Raw genomic sequence first — 16,382 nt, 5'->3', positions numbered from 1 at the left:
CAGGATTTTCCTGCTGGGCGCGCGCGCCATGGACGACTGCACGGTAAGCAGCCGCCTGCCGCGCGCATGGCCGTATCGCACGGCGGATCGCGCATTGCGCGCGCTGTTCGTTGCGACGGTCGCGGCGGCCGGCCTGCTGTTCTGGCTCGCGCCGCATCCGCCGATGGTCGATCTTCCGCAGCACGCGGCGCAGGTCGCCACGCTGCACGACCTGCTGCTCGGCCAGTCGCCCTGGGCGCCGCTGCTGCGGATCAACCTGTTTACGCCCTACCTGCTCGGCTATGGCGCGGCGGCCGTGCTGTCGTTCGTGATGCCGGTCACGGCTGCATTCAAGGTCATGCTGACGCTGTCGTTCTACGGTTTCGTCGCCGCGTACATCGCGCTGCGCCGGCGTCTCGGTGCGGACCCGCGTCTCGACTGGCTGTGCGTGCCCGGGTTCTTCGGCTTCGCGTACGAATTCGGCCTCTATTCGTACCTGGTCGCCGCGCCGATCGCGATGATCTTCCTGGCACTCGCGCTCGAATATGCGGAGCGGCCAACGGCCCGCCGTGGCGCCGTGCTGGCGCTGGTGAATCTCGCGCTGTTTTTCTCGCACGGGCTGATCTTCGTGTTCGCGAACGCGATCGGCGGATTGTTCCTGCTCGTGCGCCAGACCCGCACATTGCCGCGCACGCTGCTCGCCGCGTGGCCGTATGCGGCCCTCGCGTTCGTTACCGTGCTGTACTCGGTGTTGCATCGGGATATCGATCTGGCGCCGATGTACCCGTTCACCGTGATCTGGTCCGTCGATCCGCTGCTGCGCCTGTTCGCGGCCGTGATCTATCCGTGGGGTGTCACCGCCGGCAGCCATCCGCTGCCGGCGTTCCTGCTGATCGTCGCCGCGCCGTTCCTGATGGCGTCGAAGGCAAACCGGCACGTCGTCGCCTATGTGCCGGCGATCGTCGTGGCCGTCGTCTGGTTCGGCGTGCCGATGTTCGCGATCAACACGTTCTTCCTGTTTCCGCGCTTCGCGCTGTTCCTGTTTCCGTTCTATGCATTGATGTTCCAGGCGCCCGCGCCGGCGGACCCCGGCCGCGCGGGTGCGCCGTGGCTCGCGCTGACGTCGCAACTGATGCTTGCCGCGATCTGCGCCGGCTTCGTCGTGCAGCAAGGCGTGCGCGCGCTGCGCTTCGCCGACGAGAGCGCCGATTTCGACGTGGTCGCCAACGCGATCGAGCCCGCGCAGCGCGGCCTCGGGATCATCGTCGACAAGGCGAGCTTGGCCGCCGGCAACCCGGTCGTCTACGAGAATTTTCCGGTCTGGTATCAGGTCGAGCATCGCGGGTTCGTCGATTTCAATGCCGCGCAGTTTCCGCCGCAGATCGTCCGCTTTCGGCTCGACCGGCTGCCGGGCGTCGGGCCGTCCGATGTCTCGCCGCAACCGCTGTACCGGAACTTCAACTGGCAGCGGCACCAGGGGCGCCTGTACCGGTATTTCTTCGTCCGCGCCGAGACACCGCTGCCGGACGCGTTTTTCGCCAATCCCGACTGCCGCGTCGTGCGCGTGAAGACGGCGGGCGAATGGTCGGTGTATGAGAAACAGGCTTGTCGGGGCGATTGATTGCACGGCCGTCGCAGGTCATGCGATGCGCCGTGCACCGATCGCGCCATCGGGAGATTGCGATGCCATTTGAATTCATTGCGGACGACGCGCCGCGGCCGTATGACGAGACCTTCTACCGGTACCAGCGCGAAGGATCGGTGCGATCCGCGCGCGGCGTACTGCCGGGCATCAATGCGCTGCTGCGGCCCGCAAGCATCCTCGACGTCGGTTGCGGCGCCGGTGCGTGGCTCAGCGTGCATCGCGAGCTCGGCGTGCAGGACGTCACCGGCGTCGACGGCGACTATGTGGATCGTTCGGTGCTGCTGTTCGACCCGGCCCGCTTCGTGCCGGCCGATATTTCGAAGCGCTTCGATCTCCGGCAGTCGTTCGACCTCGTGCAGTGCCTCGAAGTCGGCGAGCACGTGCCGAAGGCATCCAGCGAGGCGCTCGTCGACAATCTCGTCCGGCATGGCAAGCGCGTGCTGTTTTCCGCCGCCGTGCCCGGCCAGGGCGGCGAAAACCACGTGAACGAACAGGGCTACGGGTTCTGGCGCGACCTGTTCGCACGGCGCGGCTACCTGCTGTTCGATTTCGTGCGGCCACTGATCGGCGCGGATACGCGCATCGAGCCGTGGTATCGCTACAACCTGCTGTTCTTCGTGGCCGCCGAGGAAGCGGAACGGCTGCCGGACGCGATCCGGCAACGCCTCGTCGACAGCCGTTCGGGCGTACCGGACGTGTCACCGCCCGGCTACAAGGCGCGCAAGCTACTGCTGCGCTGGCTGCCGGTGCGCATGAAGACCCGCATCGCGATCCTGAAGAGCCGCATGGTCGTCAACCGCTTGAAGCGCAACGGGGAAAACCGGTGAGACTGTCCGTCTACGTTCTCATTCTGGCCGGCGTGTTCCTGGCCGCGGCCGGCCAGGTCGCATTCAAGGTCGGCGCCGACGGCCGCCACGCACTCACCGAATTCATCAACGCATGGGTCGCGCTCGGGCTGGTCTGCTACGGCGCCGGCACGGTGCTGTGGATCTTCGCACTGAGCAAGGCCGAGCTCACCGTCGTGTATCCGTTCACCGCGCTCACGTTCGTGCTCGTCTTTCTGGCCGGAATCGTGTTCCTCGGCGAGCGTGTGTCGTATGCGCAGTGGGGAGGCGTCGCGATGATCCTCGGCGGGCTGTACCTGATTACGGTGGTTCGATAGCGGGCGGGTTGGCTCGCGGATTGCGTCGCAAGTTATCCACAACACCCTATGGATAACCGTTTTGCAAGCATCTGGATTCACAGTGGAACGATTGAGGATATCTGTGCGATCCGCGAATTCGACGGAAAGTTGTTCAATGCTTTCGCCAGCTGTGCACGCGCGTCACCCGGGGTTATGCATTCCGCATCGCATTGATTTTTCAGTGGGTTAACCAGGTTATCCACTGTGGGGCACAGGGTTTGTTAACTATTACTACGTATGTATACGAACTCTGTTAACACCTTTGGATAAGCACAGTCCGACGACTGTGATCCGGGCAGGATATGCACTGCGTGCGGTGAACAGACGAACGAATCGGCAGGCTGTGGTGCGTGTAGGCGATGTGCGAACCGCAGTGTCTGTAGAATCGCCGGCATTCAGGATGCGAAGGCCATGGCGACATGGCACTTGCGATTCGGGTTCGTCAAGAAAGAGGGGTGGTTGACGCGGCCCGTTTTTCGTATCGACGTCGGCAGCGACGGATAGCTGGATGAAGATGTCCAGCGCTTATGCTCACCGGCGTAGCTGCTGACAAGTGGAGCGGTGCGTTATCGCATGTCGCAGAAGGTCACCTCCGGTGGTCATGCGGGCGAAGCAGTGGAAGCACCAATGCATCCGCTGGCAATTCGCGAAGTACTTGATAGGAAAGGATTTCCGTTGTGGATATCCACGCCGCGCGACAACTCGAAACGCTGTGCATCCCGCCGGTGAAGGTCGCAGACATGTGGATATCCGCCCGTCAAACAACTCCGGATGCTGTGCATCCAGATGGTGAGCGGTGGCCGACGTCGGGCTTTCGCTCGTGCGGCTTGTCTCGCATTGCTTCACGACGAGCGATGTGCGGGAAAGCGGTGCAGCGATTGTCGTAGCGCGGGCCGCTTTCCCCAGCGTCATCGGGGAACGCCTGTTACTGCTTTGCGGCAACCCACGGATCGGCGCCGGAGAATGTCATCCAGTCGGGGGCTCCGGTGCGTCGGAGAACGCGTGCATGAGATCGATGCCAAGATCGATCAGGGCGCCTGGATCAGGTCCTGCGCTTGTGACTCGAGGTGTGCGTTCGCGACTTGCCCGTGCATCCTCCGGCAGGACGCCTCGACCATCATGCGTGGTAACGCGCAACGGGGATCGGACGGCGCGAGGTATCGAACTGCCACGTATTCGAACGGATGTGGACAAGCGCTGCCGAATACTTTGCAAACGCTGTGGCGGCATCGAGTATGCTTGCGCCGCGTGAAGTTTGCGCATGGCGAAGCCGGCAAGTGTGTCGACGATTGTCGCGGACACCACGGCGCGCGCTGCACTCGATGTGGACAACTTCACCGCAAATCACTCGAAGCACTGTGCATCGAAGCGGTGAGCGTCTCGTCGGCTGCGGGGTTTCGTGCGCTCGAAGCCTTGTCCGGTATGAGGTGCGGGGAAGGAGGGGGTTGAATCGGCCAGCGTGTCGATCATTTGTCGCACTGTCGGGTGCGATGTGGATATCTTCGACGAAAACCACTTGAAACGCTGTGCACCCGGCCGGTGAGGGCGATCGACTACGACCGCAAGCGTCAGATCGCGTGGTTATCGGTGTGGATATTTACCCCGGAAGCGACTCGAAACGCTGTGCGATTCGATGGTGAGGATGTCGCGACCCGGTGCGCATTCGGCACCGTCGGCACGATGTGGACAACCCATTCAGCGACAAGTAGAAATGCTGTGCATCCCGATGGTGATGCGTGCGCATTCGGCCGCTCAAGCCACGCAGTGCAAGGCACTGCCGGCCGACGTACGCGGCACGACAGCACGCGTCGTGATCGCTCAAGTCTGCTGATCGAGCGCCTGCGCGACCGCCTTTTCCCCAAGACTCCCGGCCGGCCCGACCACCGCATAGTTGAGGCCGTTCACCGACCCATACCGCGCGAGCAACGCGCCATCCACGCGTTGCCCGGCCGGCAGCAGCCGATGTGCCGATTCCGCCGGCCGGAGATAGAAGCTCAGCGTTCGCCCGGCACCGTCCTCATAGAGCACCATCGCAGCCGTGCCCCCACTGTCCGTCGTGAACAACCGTCCGCCGACCGGCCTGAACCCCGCCGCGCTCAAATCCGGCAGCTTCGCCGACGCGCCGACGCGCCGGGTGAGCCACCCCTGCAAATCGCCCGCACCCGTCGGCCGGTAATCCACTTTCGCCGTTTGATCGACCACCATCATCCGGTAAGCCTCGACCGCGTCGCTCATCGGCGCGACCGCCGGCGCCGCGTTCCACCCGCGCGCGTGCCACCCGCCGAACGTCCCCAGCCCGACGCAGAACACGAACGAAGCCGCCATCGCAAACCGCATCCGCGTGCGTTCCGTGCGCCGTGCCCGAATCGCGGCCGGATCGAGCGCGGGGTTGTCCGCCGGCATCCGCACGCTTTCCAGCGCCGCCCGCAACCGCTGCGCATCCTGCTGCCATTGCTTCACCTGTTCCGCGCGCTCCGGATGCAGCGCGAGATAACGCTCGACCGCGGCGCGCGCATCGTCGTCGAGCTGGCCGTCGACATAGGCCTGGAGGTCGTGTTCGTTCGGAGGCGTGTTCATTTCTTCATCAAGCGGAGAGAAGGAGCGGGAAGCTCGCCGTCGCTGAGCTGGCGCAGCGCCTGGCGCGCGCGGGAGAGCCGCGACATCACGGTGCCGATCGGCACGTCGAGCAGGTCGGCGACTTCCTGATAGGTGAAGCCCTCGACCGCGACCAGCAGCAGCAGGCTGCGCTGCTCGTCGGAGAGCCGGCCGAACGCTTCGAGCGTCGCCCGCGCCGCGAATTCGCGTTCGGCGGACGGCCAGTGCGCTTCGTCGTCGTCCCGGATGCGGCCGAGCAGCCACGCGTAGCGCTTTGCGCTGCGTTTGCCGTCGAGAAACTGCCGGTAAAGGATCGTGAAGAGCCAGCTGCGCAGCGACGCGTCGTCGCGGCGGCTCGTCCAGCGCGACAGTGCGCGCTCGAGCGTCGACTGGACGAGATCGTCGGCCGCGTGGACGTCGCGCGCCAGCCAGAGCGCGAAGCGTCGCAGCCTGGGGAGGAGTTCGCGCAACGCTTCGTCGTCGAGGGCGGTGGAGGGCATGGCCGGGCCGGTTGCCGAAAGGGTCGAGATGCCGCGTAGGACGTCGGTCCGCGTCGATTATTCCATCAAGCAAAGGAAAAAATTTTTCGTGGAATAAAGCGGCGCGGGTGGCGTCCTACGCGGGTTCGACAATGATCTGACGATCGGGAGTGCATCCATGAAGCAATCTTCCTCTTCTTCGCCGCAGCGCGAGCCCGGGCGCGGGTGGTGGCGCTGGGCCGCGATCGGCGGCGCGGTGGCCGGCGTGGCCGTCGCGTTCGGGTATGCCGGCGGGTGGCTCGCGCCGGCGCGTCTGACCCCGCAGCGGCTCGTCGACGCGCTGCAGACCAACAGCGGCGTCCATCCGGGCTTCCGGCGCAATCACGCGAAGGGCGTGTGCGTGACCGGTTACTTCGAAGGCAACGGGGCCGCGAGCGCGTATTCGGTCGCGCCGTTCTTCAAGGCGGTACGCACGCCGGTGGTCGGGCGGTTCGCGCTGCCGGGCGGGAATCCGTATGCGCCCGACAGCAGCGTGCCGATCCGCAGCCTCGCGCTGAAGCTCACCGCGCCTGACGGCGAGCAATGGCGGACCGGGATGAACGCGATGCCCGTGTTTCCGGTGGCGACGCCGCAGGTGTTTTATCAGCTGACGGTGGCGACCCGGCCCGATCCGAAGACGGGCAAGCCCGATCCGGCGAAGGCGAAGGCGTTTTTCGGCGCGCATCCGGAGACGGCCGCGTTCCTGCAGTGGGTGAAGGGTGCGAAACCGAGCGCGAGTTACGTCACCGAGAGTTATTACGGGTTGAACGCGTTTTACTTCGTCGACGCGGCGGGCAAGCGGCAGGCGGTGAGGTGGCGCGTCGTGCCGGAGCAGACGGCCGGCGCCGGGGACGTCGCGACGGCCGCCGACCCGAACGTGTTGCAGCAGGACGTGACGCAGCGCATCGCGGCGGGTGCGCAGAAGTGGAAGCTGCTGGTCACCTTGGCGGAGCCCGGCGATCCGGTGGACGACGCGACGAAGGTCTGGCCCGCGCAGCGGACGACGATCGATGCGGGGACGCTCGTGCTCGATCGCGTGGAGGCGCAGGACAGCGGGCCGTGCCGCGACGTGAATTACGACCCGACGGTGCTGCCGCAGGGGATACAGGTGTCGGGGGATCCGTTGCTGGCGGCGCGGTCGGCGGCGTATGCGGATTCGTATCTGCGGCGGACCAGTGAAGAGGCTGGTGTGGCGGGGGTGGCCAAGTTGAGTTCGGAGGGGCGGTGATGAAGACTTCTACGACGTTTAGTCTGCCGGCGAGGGCGCTGCATTGGGTGATGGCCGCGATGATCGTCGCGATGCTATTTATCGGGGTGGGGATGGTTTCGTCGGTGTCCGAGCGGCATGCGGTTTTGGTGGCGATTCATAAGCCGCTGGGTGTTGCCGTGCTGGTGCTGGTTTGCGTGCGGCTCGTGGTGCGGTTCTTGTCGAAGCCGCCGGCGTTGCCTGAGGATCTGCCGTGGTGGCAGAAGGTTGCCGCGCATGGGTCGCATCTCGTGCTGTATGCGCTGATGGTCGCGATGCCGTTGATCGGGTGGGCGATGCTTTCGGCCGGCGGGTATCCGGTGACGCTGGGCGGCGGCGTGCAGCTGCCGGCGCTGGTGTCGGCTGATCCGGTGACGTTCGCCTGGCTCAGGGTCGCGCATCGCGTGCTGGCGTATTTGTTCTTCGCTACGTTCCTCGCGCACTTTGCCGCGGCGCTGTACCACGGGTTGATTCGGCGGGACGGGGTGGTGAGGGCGATGGTGGGGAGGTAATCGACGGAAGGTTGAGTTCGCGGCGGCGGGGCGGTAGACGGGCGACCGAGGCTGCTCTTGCCGTGCCGCTTATATATGACCACTGGGTCGGCTCAGCGGCTCCCCGCTTAGCATGTCAAAAATATTTCACAAAGGGGGTTGCGGAGACCGGGGCAGGTGCTTAGAATCACGCCTCTTTCGCGCTAACGGAAACGCAGCGCGGGGAGAAGAAGGGAAGCGGTGCTGTTGAAGTTGGTTTTAGCGACTCCAGTGCACACGAAATTAAACCGCAGTCGTCGCAACGAAGTAGTTAAAAAAGTTGTTGACGAGTTTTAAAAAACGGTTAATAATCTCGCTTCTCTGCTGCTGAAAACGCAGCGCTGCTGAGAAACTTCAGGTTTCTCGCAGAAATGCTCTTTAAAAATTAACAGCCGATAAGTGTGGGCGCTTGATGGAAGCGAGCTGATCCTCGGATCAGATAGCGAAAGTATCAAGAGTCTCACACTAAAGTAAGTCAGGTTTATGAAGTGATTCATATTCCTGTCAGCTTTGAGTGAGCGACCGGTTCTTAACTGAACCGAAAACAGTAACAGGTTTAAACTGAAGAGTTTGATCCTGGCTCAGATTGAACGCTGGCGGCATGCCTTACACATGCAAGTCGAACGGCAGCACGGGTGCTTGCACCTGGTGGCGAGTGGCGAACGGGTGAGTAATACATCGGAACATGTCCTGTAGTGGGGGATAGCCCGGCGAAAGCCGGATTAATACCGCATACGATCTACGGATGAAAGCGGGGGACCTTCGGGCCTCGCGCTATAGGGTTGGCCGATGGCTGATTAGCTAGTTGGTGGGGTAAAGGCCTACCAAGGCGACGATCAGTAGCTGGTCTGAGAGGACGACCAGCCACACTGGGACTGAGACACGGCCCAGACTCCTACGGGAGGCAGCAGTGGGGAATTTTGGACAATGGGCGAAAGCCTGATCCAGCAATGCCGCGTGTGTGAAGAAGGCCTTCGGGTTGTAAAGCACTTTTGTCCGGAAAGAAATCCTTGGTTCTAATATAGCCGGGGGATGACGGTACCGGAAGAATAAGCACCGGCTAACTACGTGCCAGCAGCCGCGGTAATACGTAGGGTGCGAGCGTTAATCGGAATTACTGGGCGTAAAGCGTGCGCAGGCGGTTTGCTAAGACCGATGTGAAATCCCCGGGCTCAACCTGGGAACTGCATTGGTGACTGGCAGGCTAGAGTATGGCAGAGGGGGGTAGAATTCCACGTGTAGCAGTGAAATGCGTAGAGATGTGGAGGAATACCGATGGCGAAGGCAGCCCCCTGGGCCAATACTGACGCTCATGCACGAAAGCGTGGGGAGCAAACAGGATTAGATACCCTGGTAGTCCACGCCCTAAACGATGTCAACTAGTTGTTGGGGATTCATTTCCTTAGTAACGTAGCTAACGCGTGAAGTTGACCGCCTGGGGAGTACGGTCGCAAGATTAAAACTCAAAGGAATTGACGGGGACCCGCACAAGCGGTGGATGATGTGGATTAATTCGATGCAACGCGAAAAACCTTACCTACCCTTGACATGGTCGGAATCCTGCTGAGAGGTGGGAGTGCTCGAAAGAGAACCGATACACAGGTGCTGCATGGCTGTCGTCAGCTCGTGTCGTGAGATGTTGGGTTAAGTCCCGCAACGAGCGCAACCCTTGTCCTTAGTTGCTACGCAAGAGCACTCTAAGGAGACTGCCGGTGACAAACCGGAGGAAGGTGGGGATGACGTCAAGTCCTCATGGCCCTTATGGGTAGGGCTTCACACGTCATACAATGGTCGGAACAGAGGGTTGCCAACCCGCGAGGGGGAGCTAATCCCAGAAAACCGATCGTAGTCCGGATTGCACTCTGCAACTCGAGTGCATGAAGCTGGAATCGCTAGTAATCGCGGATCAGCATGCCGCGGTGAATACGTTCCCGGGTCTTGTACACACCGCCCGTCACACCATGGGAGTGGGTTTTACCAGAAGTGGCTAGTCTAACCGCAAGGAGGACGGTCACCACGGTAGGATTCATGACTGGGGTGAAGTCGTAACAAGGTAGCCGTATCGGAAGGTGCGGCTGGATCACCTCCTTTCCAGAGCTTCTCGCAAAGTTGAGCGCTCACGCTTATCGGCTGTTGATTAAGACAGACTAGCTGTCTGCGGTTTAAACCGGTTATAATGCCGGCCGCTTTCAATAATCATCAATGACAAACATTCGAATGAAGTTTGGTTCGAGTTTTTCTCATTGGCGATTGAGCCAGTCAGAGTGATACGTAGGTTGTATCGGCTGTCGTTCTTTAACAATCTGGAAGAAGTAAGTAATTTGGATAGCGGAAGCGTCTCGAGATGGACGTGGAAGTTATCCGGGTTGTGATTGTATCGATGTATCTCAAGATGATTCGGGTCTACTCCCTTCGGGAGTGGGGCCAGCGTAAGCGCTAAAGCGCTAACGCCGGACCGACATCAATTGGAATACGGCACAACGCGAAAACTCAACCTGTAACGGCTGTCGGAGAGACAGACTCGTTATAGGGTCAAGCGAACAAGTGCATGTGGTGGATGCCTTGGCGATCACAGGCGATGAAGGACGCGGTAGCCTGCGAAAAGCTACGGGGAGCTGGCAAACGAGCTTTGATCCGTAGATGTCCGAATGGGGAAACCCGGCCCTTTTGGGTCATCCTAGACTGAATACATAGGTCTAGTGAAGCGAACGCGGTGAACTGAAACATCTAAGTAACCGCAGGAAAAGAAATCAACCGAGATTCCCAAAGTAGTGGCGAGCGAAATGGGATGAGCCTTGTACTCTTTATTTGTATTGTTAGCCGAACGCTCTGGAAAGTGCGGCCATAGCAGGTGATAGCCCTGTAGGCGAAAACAGTATGAAAGAACTAAGTGTACGACAAGTAGGGCGGGACACGTGAAATCCTGTCTGAAGATGGGGGGACCATCCTCCAAGGCTAAATACTCGTGATCGACCGATAGTGAACCAGTACCGTGAGGGAAAGGCGAAAAGAACCCCGGGAGGGGAGTGAAATAGATCCTGAAACCGCATGCATACAAACAGTCGGAGCCTCGTAAGGGGTGACGGCGTACCTTTTGTATAATGGGTCAGCGACTTACGTTCAGTAGCAAGCTTAACCGTATAGGGCAGGCGTAGCGAAAGCGAGTCCGAATAGGGCGTTCAGTTGCTGGGCGTAGACCCGAAACCAAGTGATCTATCCATGGCCAGGATGAAGGTGCGGTAACACGTACTGGAGGTCCGAACCCACTAACGTTGAAAAGTTAGGGGATGAGCTGTGGATAGGGGTGAAAGGCTAAACAAACTTGGAAATAGCTGGTTCTCTCCGAAAACTATTTAGGTAGTGCCTCGTGTCTCACCTTCGGGGGTAGAGCACTGTCATGGTTGGGGGGTCCATTGCGGATTACCCCGCCATAGCAAACTCCGAATACCGAAGAGTGCAATCACGGGAGACAGACATCGGGTGCTAACGTCCGGTGTCAAGAGGGAAACAACCCAGACCGCCAGCTAAGGTCCCCAAATATAGCTAAGTGGGAAACGAAGTGGGAAGGCTAAAACAGTCAGGAGGTTGGCTTAGAAGCAGCCACCCTTTAAAGAAAGCGTAATAGCTCACTGATCGAGTCGTCCTGCGCGGAAGATGTAACGGGGCTAAGCTATATACCGAAGCTGCGGATGCGTGCTTTGCACGCATGGTAGGAGAGCGTTCCGTAAGCCTGCGAAGGTGCGTTGAAAAGCGTGCTGGAGGTATCGGAAGTGCGAATGCTGACATGAGTAGCGATAAAGGGGGTGAAAGGCCCCCTCGCCGTAAGCCCAAGGTTTCCTACGCAACGTTCATCGGCGTAGGGTGAGTCGGCCCCTAAGGCGAGGCAGAAATGCGTAGCTGATGGGAAGCAGGTCAATATTCCTGCACCATTGTTAGATGCGATGGGGGGACGGATCGCGGAAGGTTGTCCGGGTGTTGGAAGTCCCGGTCGCTGCATTGGAGAAGGCGCTTAGGCAAATCCGGGCGCGGAATTCAAGGGTGTGGCGCGAGCTCCTTAGGGAGCGAAGCAATTGGAAGTGGTTCCAAGAAAAGCCTCTAAGCTTCAGTCTAACGATGACCGTACCGCAAACCGACACAGGTGGGCGAGATGAGTATTCTAAGGCGCTTGAGAGAACTCGGGAGAAGGAACTCGGCAAATTGGTACCGTAACTTCGGGATAAGGTACGCCCTTGTAGCTTGATGCCCCTGCGGGCAAAGGGTGAAGGGGTTGCAATAAACTGGTGGCTGCGACTGTTTAATAAAAACACAGCACTCTGCAAACACGAAAGTGGACGTATAGGGTGTGACGCCTGCCCGGTGCCGGAAGATTAAATGATGGGGTGCAAGCTCTTGATTGAAGTCCCGGTAAACGGCGGCCGTAACTATAACGGTCCTAAGGTAGCGAAATTCCTTGTCGGGTAAGTTCCGACCTGCACGAATGGCGTAACGATGGCCACACTGTCTCCTCCCGAGACTCAGCGAAGTTGAAGTGTTTGTGATGATGCAATCTACCCGCGGCTAGACGGAAAGACCCCATGAACCTTTACTGTAGCTTTGCATTGGACTTTGAACCGATCTGTGTAGGATAGGTGGGAGGCTATGAAACCGGAACGCTAGTTTCGGTGGAGCCGTCCTTGAAATACCACCCTGGTTTGTTTGAGGTTCTAACCTTGGCCCGTGATCCGGGTCGGGGACAGTGCATGGTAGGCAGTTTGACTGGGGCGGTCTCCTCCCAAAGCGTAACGGAGGAGTACGAAGGTACGCTAGGTACGGTCGGAAATCGTGCTGATAGTGCAATGGCATAAGCGTGCTTAACTGCGAGACCGACAAGTCGAGCAGGTGCGAAAGCAGGTCATAGTGATCCGGTGGTTCTGTATGGAAGGGCCATCGCTCAACGGATAAAAGGTACTCTGGGGATAACAGGCTGATACCGCCCAAGAGTTCATATCGACGGCGGTGTTTGGCACCTCGATGTCGGCTCATCTCATCCTGGGGCTGTAGCCGGTCCCAAGGGTATGGCTGTTCGCCATTTAAAGAGGTACGTGAGCTGGGTTTAAAACGTCGTGAGACAGTTTGGTCCCTATCTGCCGTGGGCGTTGGATATTTGAAGGGGGCTGCTCCTAGTACGAGAGGACCGGAGTGGACGAACCTCTGGTGTACCGGTTGTCACGCCAGTGGCATCGCCGGGTAGCTATGTTCGGAAGAGATAACCGCTGAAAGCATCTAAGCGGGAAACTCGCCTTAAGATGAGATATCCCTGGGGACTAGATCCCCTTGAAGGGTCGTTCGAGACCAGGACGTTGATAGGTCAGGTGTGTAAGCGCAGTAATGCGTTCAGCTAACTGATACTAATTGCCCGTAAGGCTTGATCCTATAACAAGTCTGTTTTACAGACAGCGGTTGAATGACCGCGATGTGCTGATACGCACAACTCAAAATTACTGCTTCTTCCCAGATTGGTTGCGCTGCGAAGCAGCGCAACAACCCTCTTTGCCTGATGACCATAGCGAGTCGGTCCCACCCCTTCCCATCCCGAACAGGACCGTGAAACGACTCTACGCCGATGATAGTGCGGATTCCCGTGTGAAAGTAGGTAATCGTCAGGCTCCCTAAGCCAAGAACCCCCGCCCGAAAGGCGGGGGTTTTTGCATTGGCGCATCGGAAATGCGTGCGGGGCACCCGGCATGGGATGCATCTCGTGCTGTATGCGCCGATGGTCGCAATATCCGAACGCAACTTTCTGTTGTTTGTTGTGACGGTTGTTAAAGTTACCCACAGCAAGGACGCCGCAGCATTTGAGCCAAGGTGTATGGCGACTCGCTGAAGGAAGTGCTTCACGTTGAGCTACCACCAGACAGTAAGGGCCGCGAAAAGCGGCCCTTGCTGCTTATGCCGGTTCGTCTTCCTGGGCAGCCTGACCGTAGGGCTGTTCTCGCCAGTTCAGCGCGCTGTGGTCGGGCGTGATGATGACCTTTCGGAGGTCGAAATTGAACTCGAGATAGACGTGGTCACCCGGTTTGAATCCGAATATCTCGAAATGCGCGTCGATGGCGCGCATCCATCGCATGTATGGCTGGCCATCCTGCGGAAGGTCCGGCTTGTTGTCGAGGGTCAGCTCAACCTCGGGGTACCGTTTGAGCTTCTCGGGACGTGTTTTACTATTGGCGTTAGCCATCTTCCGACTCCTGCTGTGAGTTGGTGGCGGTCAGCGGGTCGTATGGGTGGCAGCCCATGCGGCCCGCGCTTTTTGCGGTGAGGCAGTTCGAGTTTAAGCGAAGAAAGGCGCTTGAAGAGGCCAATACGTGCAAACTAGCCGAACGGTATAGGGTGCATCAGCCATCTCGAATTTCGTGCTGTTGAACCGTGAGGAGCGGAGGTGGCGGCTGGCGAAATTGCCGGCGAGTGGCAAGGAGAACTACGTGTCGTTGTTGAAGCGGATGTTCGATCAATTTGTGTGCGAGCGTCGGAATCAACGCATCGCACGGGCGTTGCTGAAAGAGCACAAGGCAGCAGCGGTACGACTCTTCGATACGAATCTGGATGACTTGCGCAAGACCTTCGCGAGTACGCCAACGGCGCTTCAGTCCACACCTCTTCCGAACTATCCTGGGGCCGTGTGGATGGGGCACATCGGCATCAACGCGTTTGGTGTGACGCAGGATATTGAGGTCGAACAGTTCCCTGTCTATTTCAATCTCGTGGCGGCTGGCAATGAGCGTCTGGGGCAACACCGGTTCGAGCGCAGTGATGCGACTCAGACGCTTTTCTCCAGTGCTGACCGCTTCTCGGGAAAAACGATCAATTTGCTGACGAGCGATGTCGAACTCATTTGTGCAGTATCAGCGGCGAAATTCAATCCGCCACCGCCCTGGATCGCATGGTACGAGCTCGGGCCGCTGATTCACAATCTGCAAGGAGATGCGCAGTATTGGTACGAGAACGTCTGGGATCGATACTGGGAGAGTCTGAGTCTGGCCGAGCAAGATACGTTTGTCGAAGGGCGACGATCGTCGACTAACGCCTACCTGACTGAAGAGGAGTTGGGGATGTGGCTCGAAGCTGTCCGAACGAGGGACGCCCGGTATCTGGATCGGCTGGGGATGGAGTACTAGACAGATGTGCGTTCGGGTTGCTCGCAAGGTGCTTGCGAGAAGTGCAGCTTAGCTAAGCTGCATAGTGATGAATCGTCTTGGTTTGCTGTCTAGGAGCGAGAGGGGAGGTATCCGGAATTTCGTGTGTGAGGCGGGTAGAGATTCAGACTCCAATGTTGAATCGTTCCGGGTAAAGCAGTGCAAACTGCGTCATCGCGCTCTTCCAATCGTGCCGGGAACCGGTCCACTTAGCCACGACGTTGCGCAGCGCCAGCCAGATCAGTTTGAGTGCGGCCTCGTCCGACGGGAAGTGGCCGCGCGCCTTGATGATCTTCCGAAGCTGCATGTGCAGTGACTCGATCGCGTTGGTCGTATATACAATTTTCCGGATGTCAGGCGCGAAGGCATAGAACGGAATCACCTGATCCCAGGCCCGGCGCCAGAGTGCGGCGATCGGGGGGTATTTCGTGCCCCAAGGGCTCGTATCGAACGCATCTAACGCCACGGCGGCGGCTTCGGCGGACGGTGCCCGGTAGACCTCCTTGAGCGCCGCTGCGACCGATTTCCTGTCTTTCCAGCTGGCGAAGTCCAGCGAGTTTCGGATCAGATGCACGATGCAGGTCTGGACCGTCGTTTCCGGGAACACCGTGTTGATCGCTTCTGGGAAGCCCTTCAGGCCGTCGACCACGGCGATCAGGATGTCCTGCACGCCGCGCAGCTTCAGGTCGTTCACCACCCGCAGCCAGAACTTGGCCCCCTCGGTCTGCTCGATCCAGAGGCCGAGCACGTCACGTGTGCCATCGCGGCGCACGCCCAGCGCCAGGTAGATCGCCTTGTTGCGCACGACGCCTTCGTCGCGGATCTTGACTCGCAAGGCATCGAAGAACACGACCGGGTACATCGGCTCAAGCGGCCGCTGCTGCCATTCGCGCACCTCGTCGATCACGGCATCGGTCACCGTGCTGATGAAGTCTGGCGACACCTCGATGCCGTACATCTCCAGCAGGAAACCCTGAATCTCCCGCACGCTCATGCCGCGTGCGTATATCGCGATGATCTTGTCGTCGAAGCCGGTGAAGCGTCGTTCGCCCTTGGCGATCAGCACCGGATCGAAGGTGCCTTCGCGGTCGCGCGGAATCTCGACGTCGAGCAGGTCATCGTCGGTCGCGATGCGCTTGCGGCTGGTGCCGTTGCGATGGTTCGTGCGGCCTACCGGCTTGGCTTCGCCCTTCTCGTAGCCCAGGTGGTGGGTCAGTTCGCCGCCCAGCGCGCGCTCGAAGATCGCCTTCTTGAGCGCGGCGAGCTGCTCGTTGATCGTCGCCCGATCCAGCGTTCCGGGTACCAGTTGCTTGATCAGTTCCGGGTCCAGGTTCAAGCCCTTGCCCGGTTCAATCGTCACTTCTTCCTTGCGTTTGCGTGGCATAAAGTGGCTCCTTGGCCGTCAGTTTATGCCTCACACACAAAGATTCGGATAGGCTCGCGAGAGGCCGGGGGACCATTGAGCACCATGCCGCCGTGGCGCCTTTTCGGATGATGACCTTTATCGTCTAAACGTC

10 protein-coding genes and 3 rRNA genes are annotated in these 16,382 nt (G+C 59.7%); 9 read left to right on the top strand and 4 right to left on the bottom strand.

Annotation, left to right across the window (positions count from 1 at the left end; all coding sequences use genetic code 11):
* Positions 1-28: 28 nt before the first annotated feature.
* The 3 genes from R9B84_RS00120 to R9B84_RS00110 all read left to right on the top strand — a co-directional run bounded on the left by R9B84_RS00120 (position 29) and on the right by R9B84_RS00110 (position 2,786).
* Positions 29-1,600: a hypothetical protein gene (locus R9B84_RS00120; RefSeq protein ID WP_423758798.1), complete on the top strand. Its 1,572-nt coding sequence runs from the start codon at positions 29-31 to the stop codon at positions 1,598-1,600.
* Between the two features lie 62 nt (positions 1,601-1,662).
* Entirely contained in the window at positions 1,663-2,451 is a 789-nt protein-coding gene (locus tag R9B84_RS00115) for a class I SAM-dependent methyltransferase (RefSeq protein WP_423758797.1), read from the top strand.
* Positions 2,448-2,786 carry an EamA family transporter gene (locus R9B84_RS00110; RefSeq protein WP_423758796.1) on the top strand — a complete coding sequence of 113 codons (339 nt, stop codon included), beginning with the start codon at positions 2,448-2,450 and terminating at the stop codon, positions 2,784-2,786. The genes R9B84_RS00115 and R9B84_RS00110 overlap by 4 nt, the downstream gene beginning before the upstream one ends.
* A 1,839-nt stretch (positions 2,787-4,625) precedes the next feature.
* On the opposite strand, the gene R9B84_RS00105 is transcribed toward R9B84_RS00110, so the two are convergent.
* A complete protein-coding gene (locus R9B84_RS00105; protein WP_423758795.1) occupies positions 4,626-5,384 on the bottom strand; it encodes an anti-sigma factor family protein in 759 nt (252 codons plus the stop codon).
* The gene (locus R9B84_RS00100) at positions 5,381-5,902 is read right to left on the bottom strand and encodes a sigma-70 family RNA polymerase sigma factor (RefSeq protein WP_034183763.1); all 522 of its coding nucleotides are present in this window, start codon (positions 5,900-5,902) and stop codon (positions 5,381-5,383) included. Before R9B84_RS00100 ends, R9B84_RS00105 begins: the two co-directional genes overlap by 4 nt.
* 157 nt (positions 5,903-6,059) lie before the next feature.
* Between R9B84_RS00100 and R9B84_RS00095 the strand changes: the two genes are divergently transcribed.
* The 5 genes from R9B84_RS00095 (at position 6,060) to rrf (ending at position 13,341) form a co-directional block, all read left to right on the top strand.
* Entirely contained in the window at positions 6,060-7,148 is a 1,089-nt protein-coding gene (locus R9B84_RS00095) for a catalase family peroxidase (protein WP_175920595.1), read from the top strand.
* Entirely contained in the window at positions 7,148-7,678 is a 531-nt protein-coding gene (locus tag R9B84_RS00090; RefSeq protein ID WP_423758794.1) for a cytochrome b, read from the top strand. Before R9B84_RS00095 ends, R9B84_RS00090 begins: the two co-directional genes overlap by 1 nt.
* A gap of 576 nt (positions 7,679-8,254) precedes the next feature.
* Positions 8,255-9,787, top strand: a 16S ribosomal RNA gene (locus R9B84_RS00085).
* A gap of 439 nt (positions 9,788-10,226) precedes the next feature.
* Positions 10,227-13,108 (top strand): 23S ribosomal RNA (locus R9B84_RS00080).
* Positions 13,109-13,228: 120 nt separating this feature from the next.
* Positions 13,229-13,341 (top strand): 5S ribosomal RNA (gene rrf, locus R9B84_RS00075).
* Together the 16S, 23S and 5S rRNA genes form the textbook arrangement of a ribosomal RNA operon.
* A gap of 281 nt (positions 13,342-13,622) precedes the next feature.
* On the opposite strand, the gene R9B84_RS00070 is transcribed toward rrf, so the two are convergent.
* A complete protein-coding gene (locus R9B84_RS00070; protein WP_423758793.1) occupies positions 13,623-13,910 on the bottom strand; it encodes a hypothetical protein in 288 nt (95 codons plus the stop codon).
* A gap of 244 nt (positions 13,911-14,154) precedes the next feature.
* Between R9B84_RS00070 and R9B84_RS00065 the strand changes: the two genes are divergently transcribed.
* The gene (locus tag R9B84_RS00065; RefSeq protein WP_423758792.1) at positions 14,155-14,847 is read left to right on the top strand and encodes a hypothetical protein; all 693 of its coding nucleotides are present in this window, start codon (positions 14,155-14,157) and stop codon (positions 14,845-14,847) included.
* 142 nt (positions 14,848-14,989) lie between these two features.
* Here the strand turns inward: R9B84_RS00065 and R9B84_RS00060 are convergent, their stop codons facing one another.
* Positions 14,990-16,249: an IS256 family transposase gene (locus R9B84_RS00060; RefSeq protein ID WP_423758791.1), complete on the bottom strand. Its 1,260-nt coding sequence runs from the start codon at positions 16,247-16,249 to the stop codon at positions 14,990-14,992.
* Positions 16,250-16,382 lie beyond the last annotated feature (133 nt).

It is taken from the genome of Burkholderia sp. NLJ2, from assembly GCF_049487195.1.
In the GTDB taxonomy this organism is placed as follows: Bacteria; Pseudomonadota; Gammaproteobacteria; order Burkholderiales; family Burkholderiaceae; genus Burkholderia; species Burkholderia pyrrocinia.
This window is presented reverse-complemented; position numbering and strand designations above follow the sequence as displayed.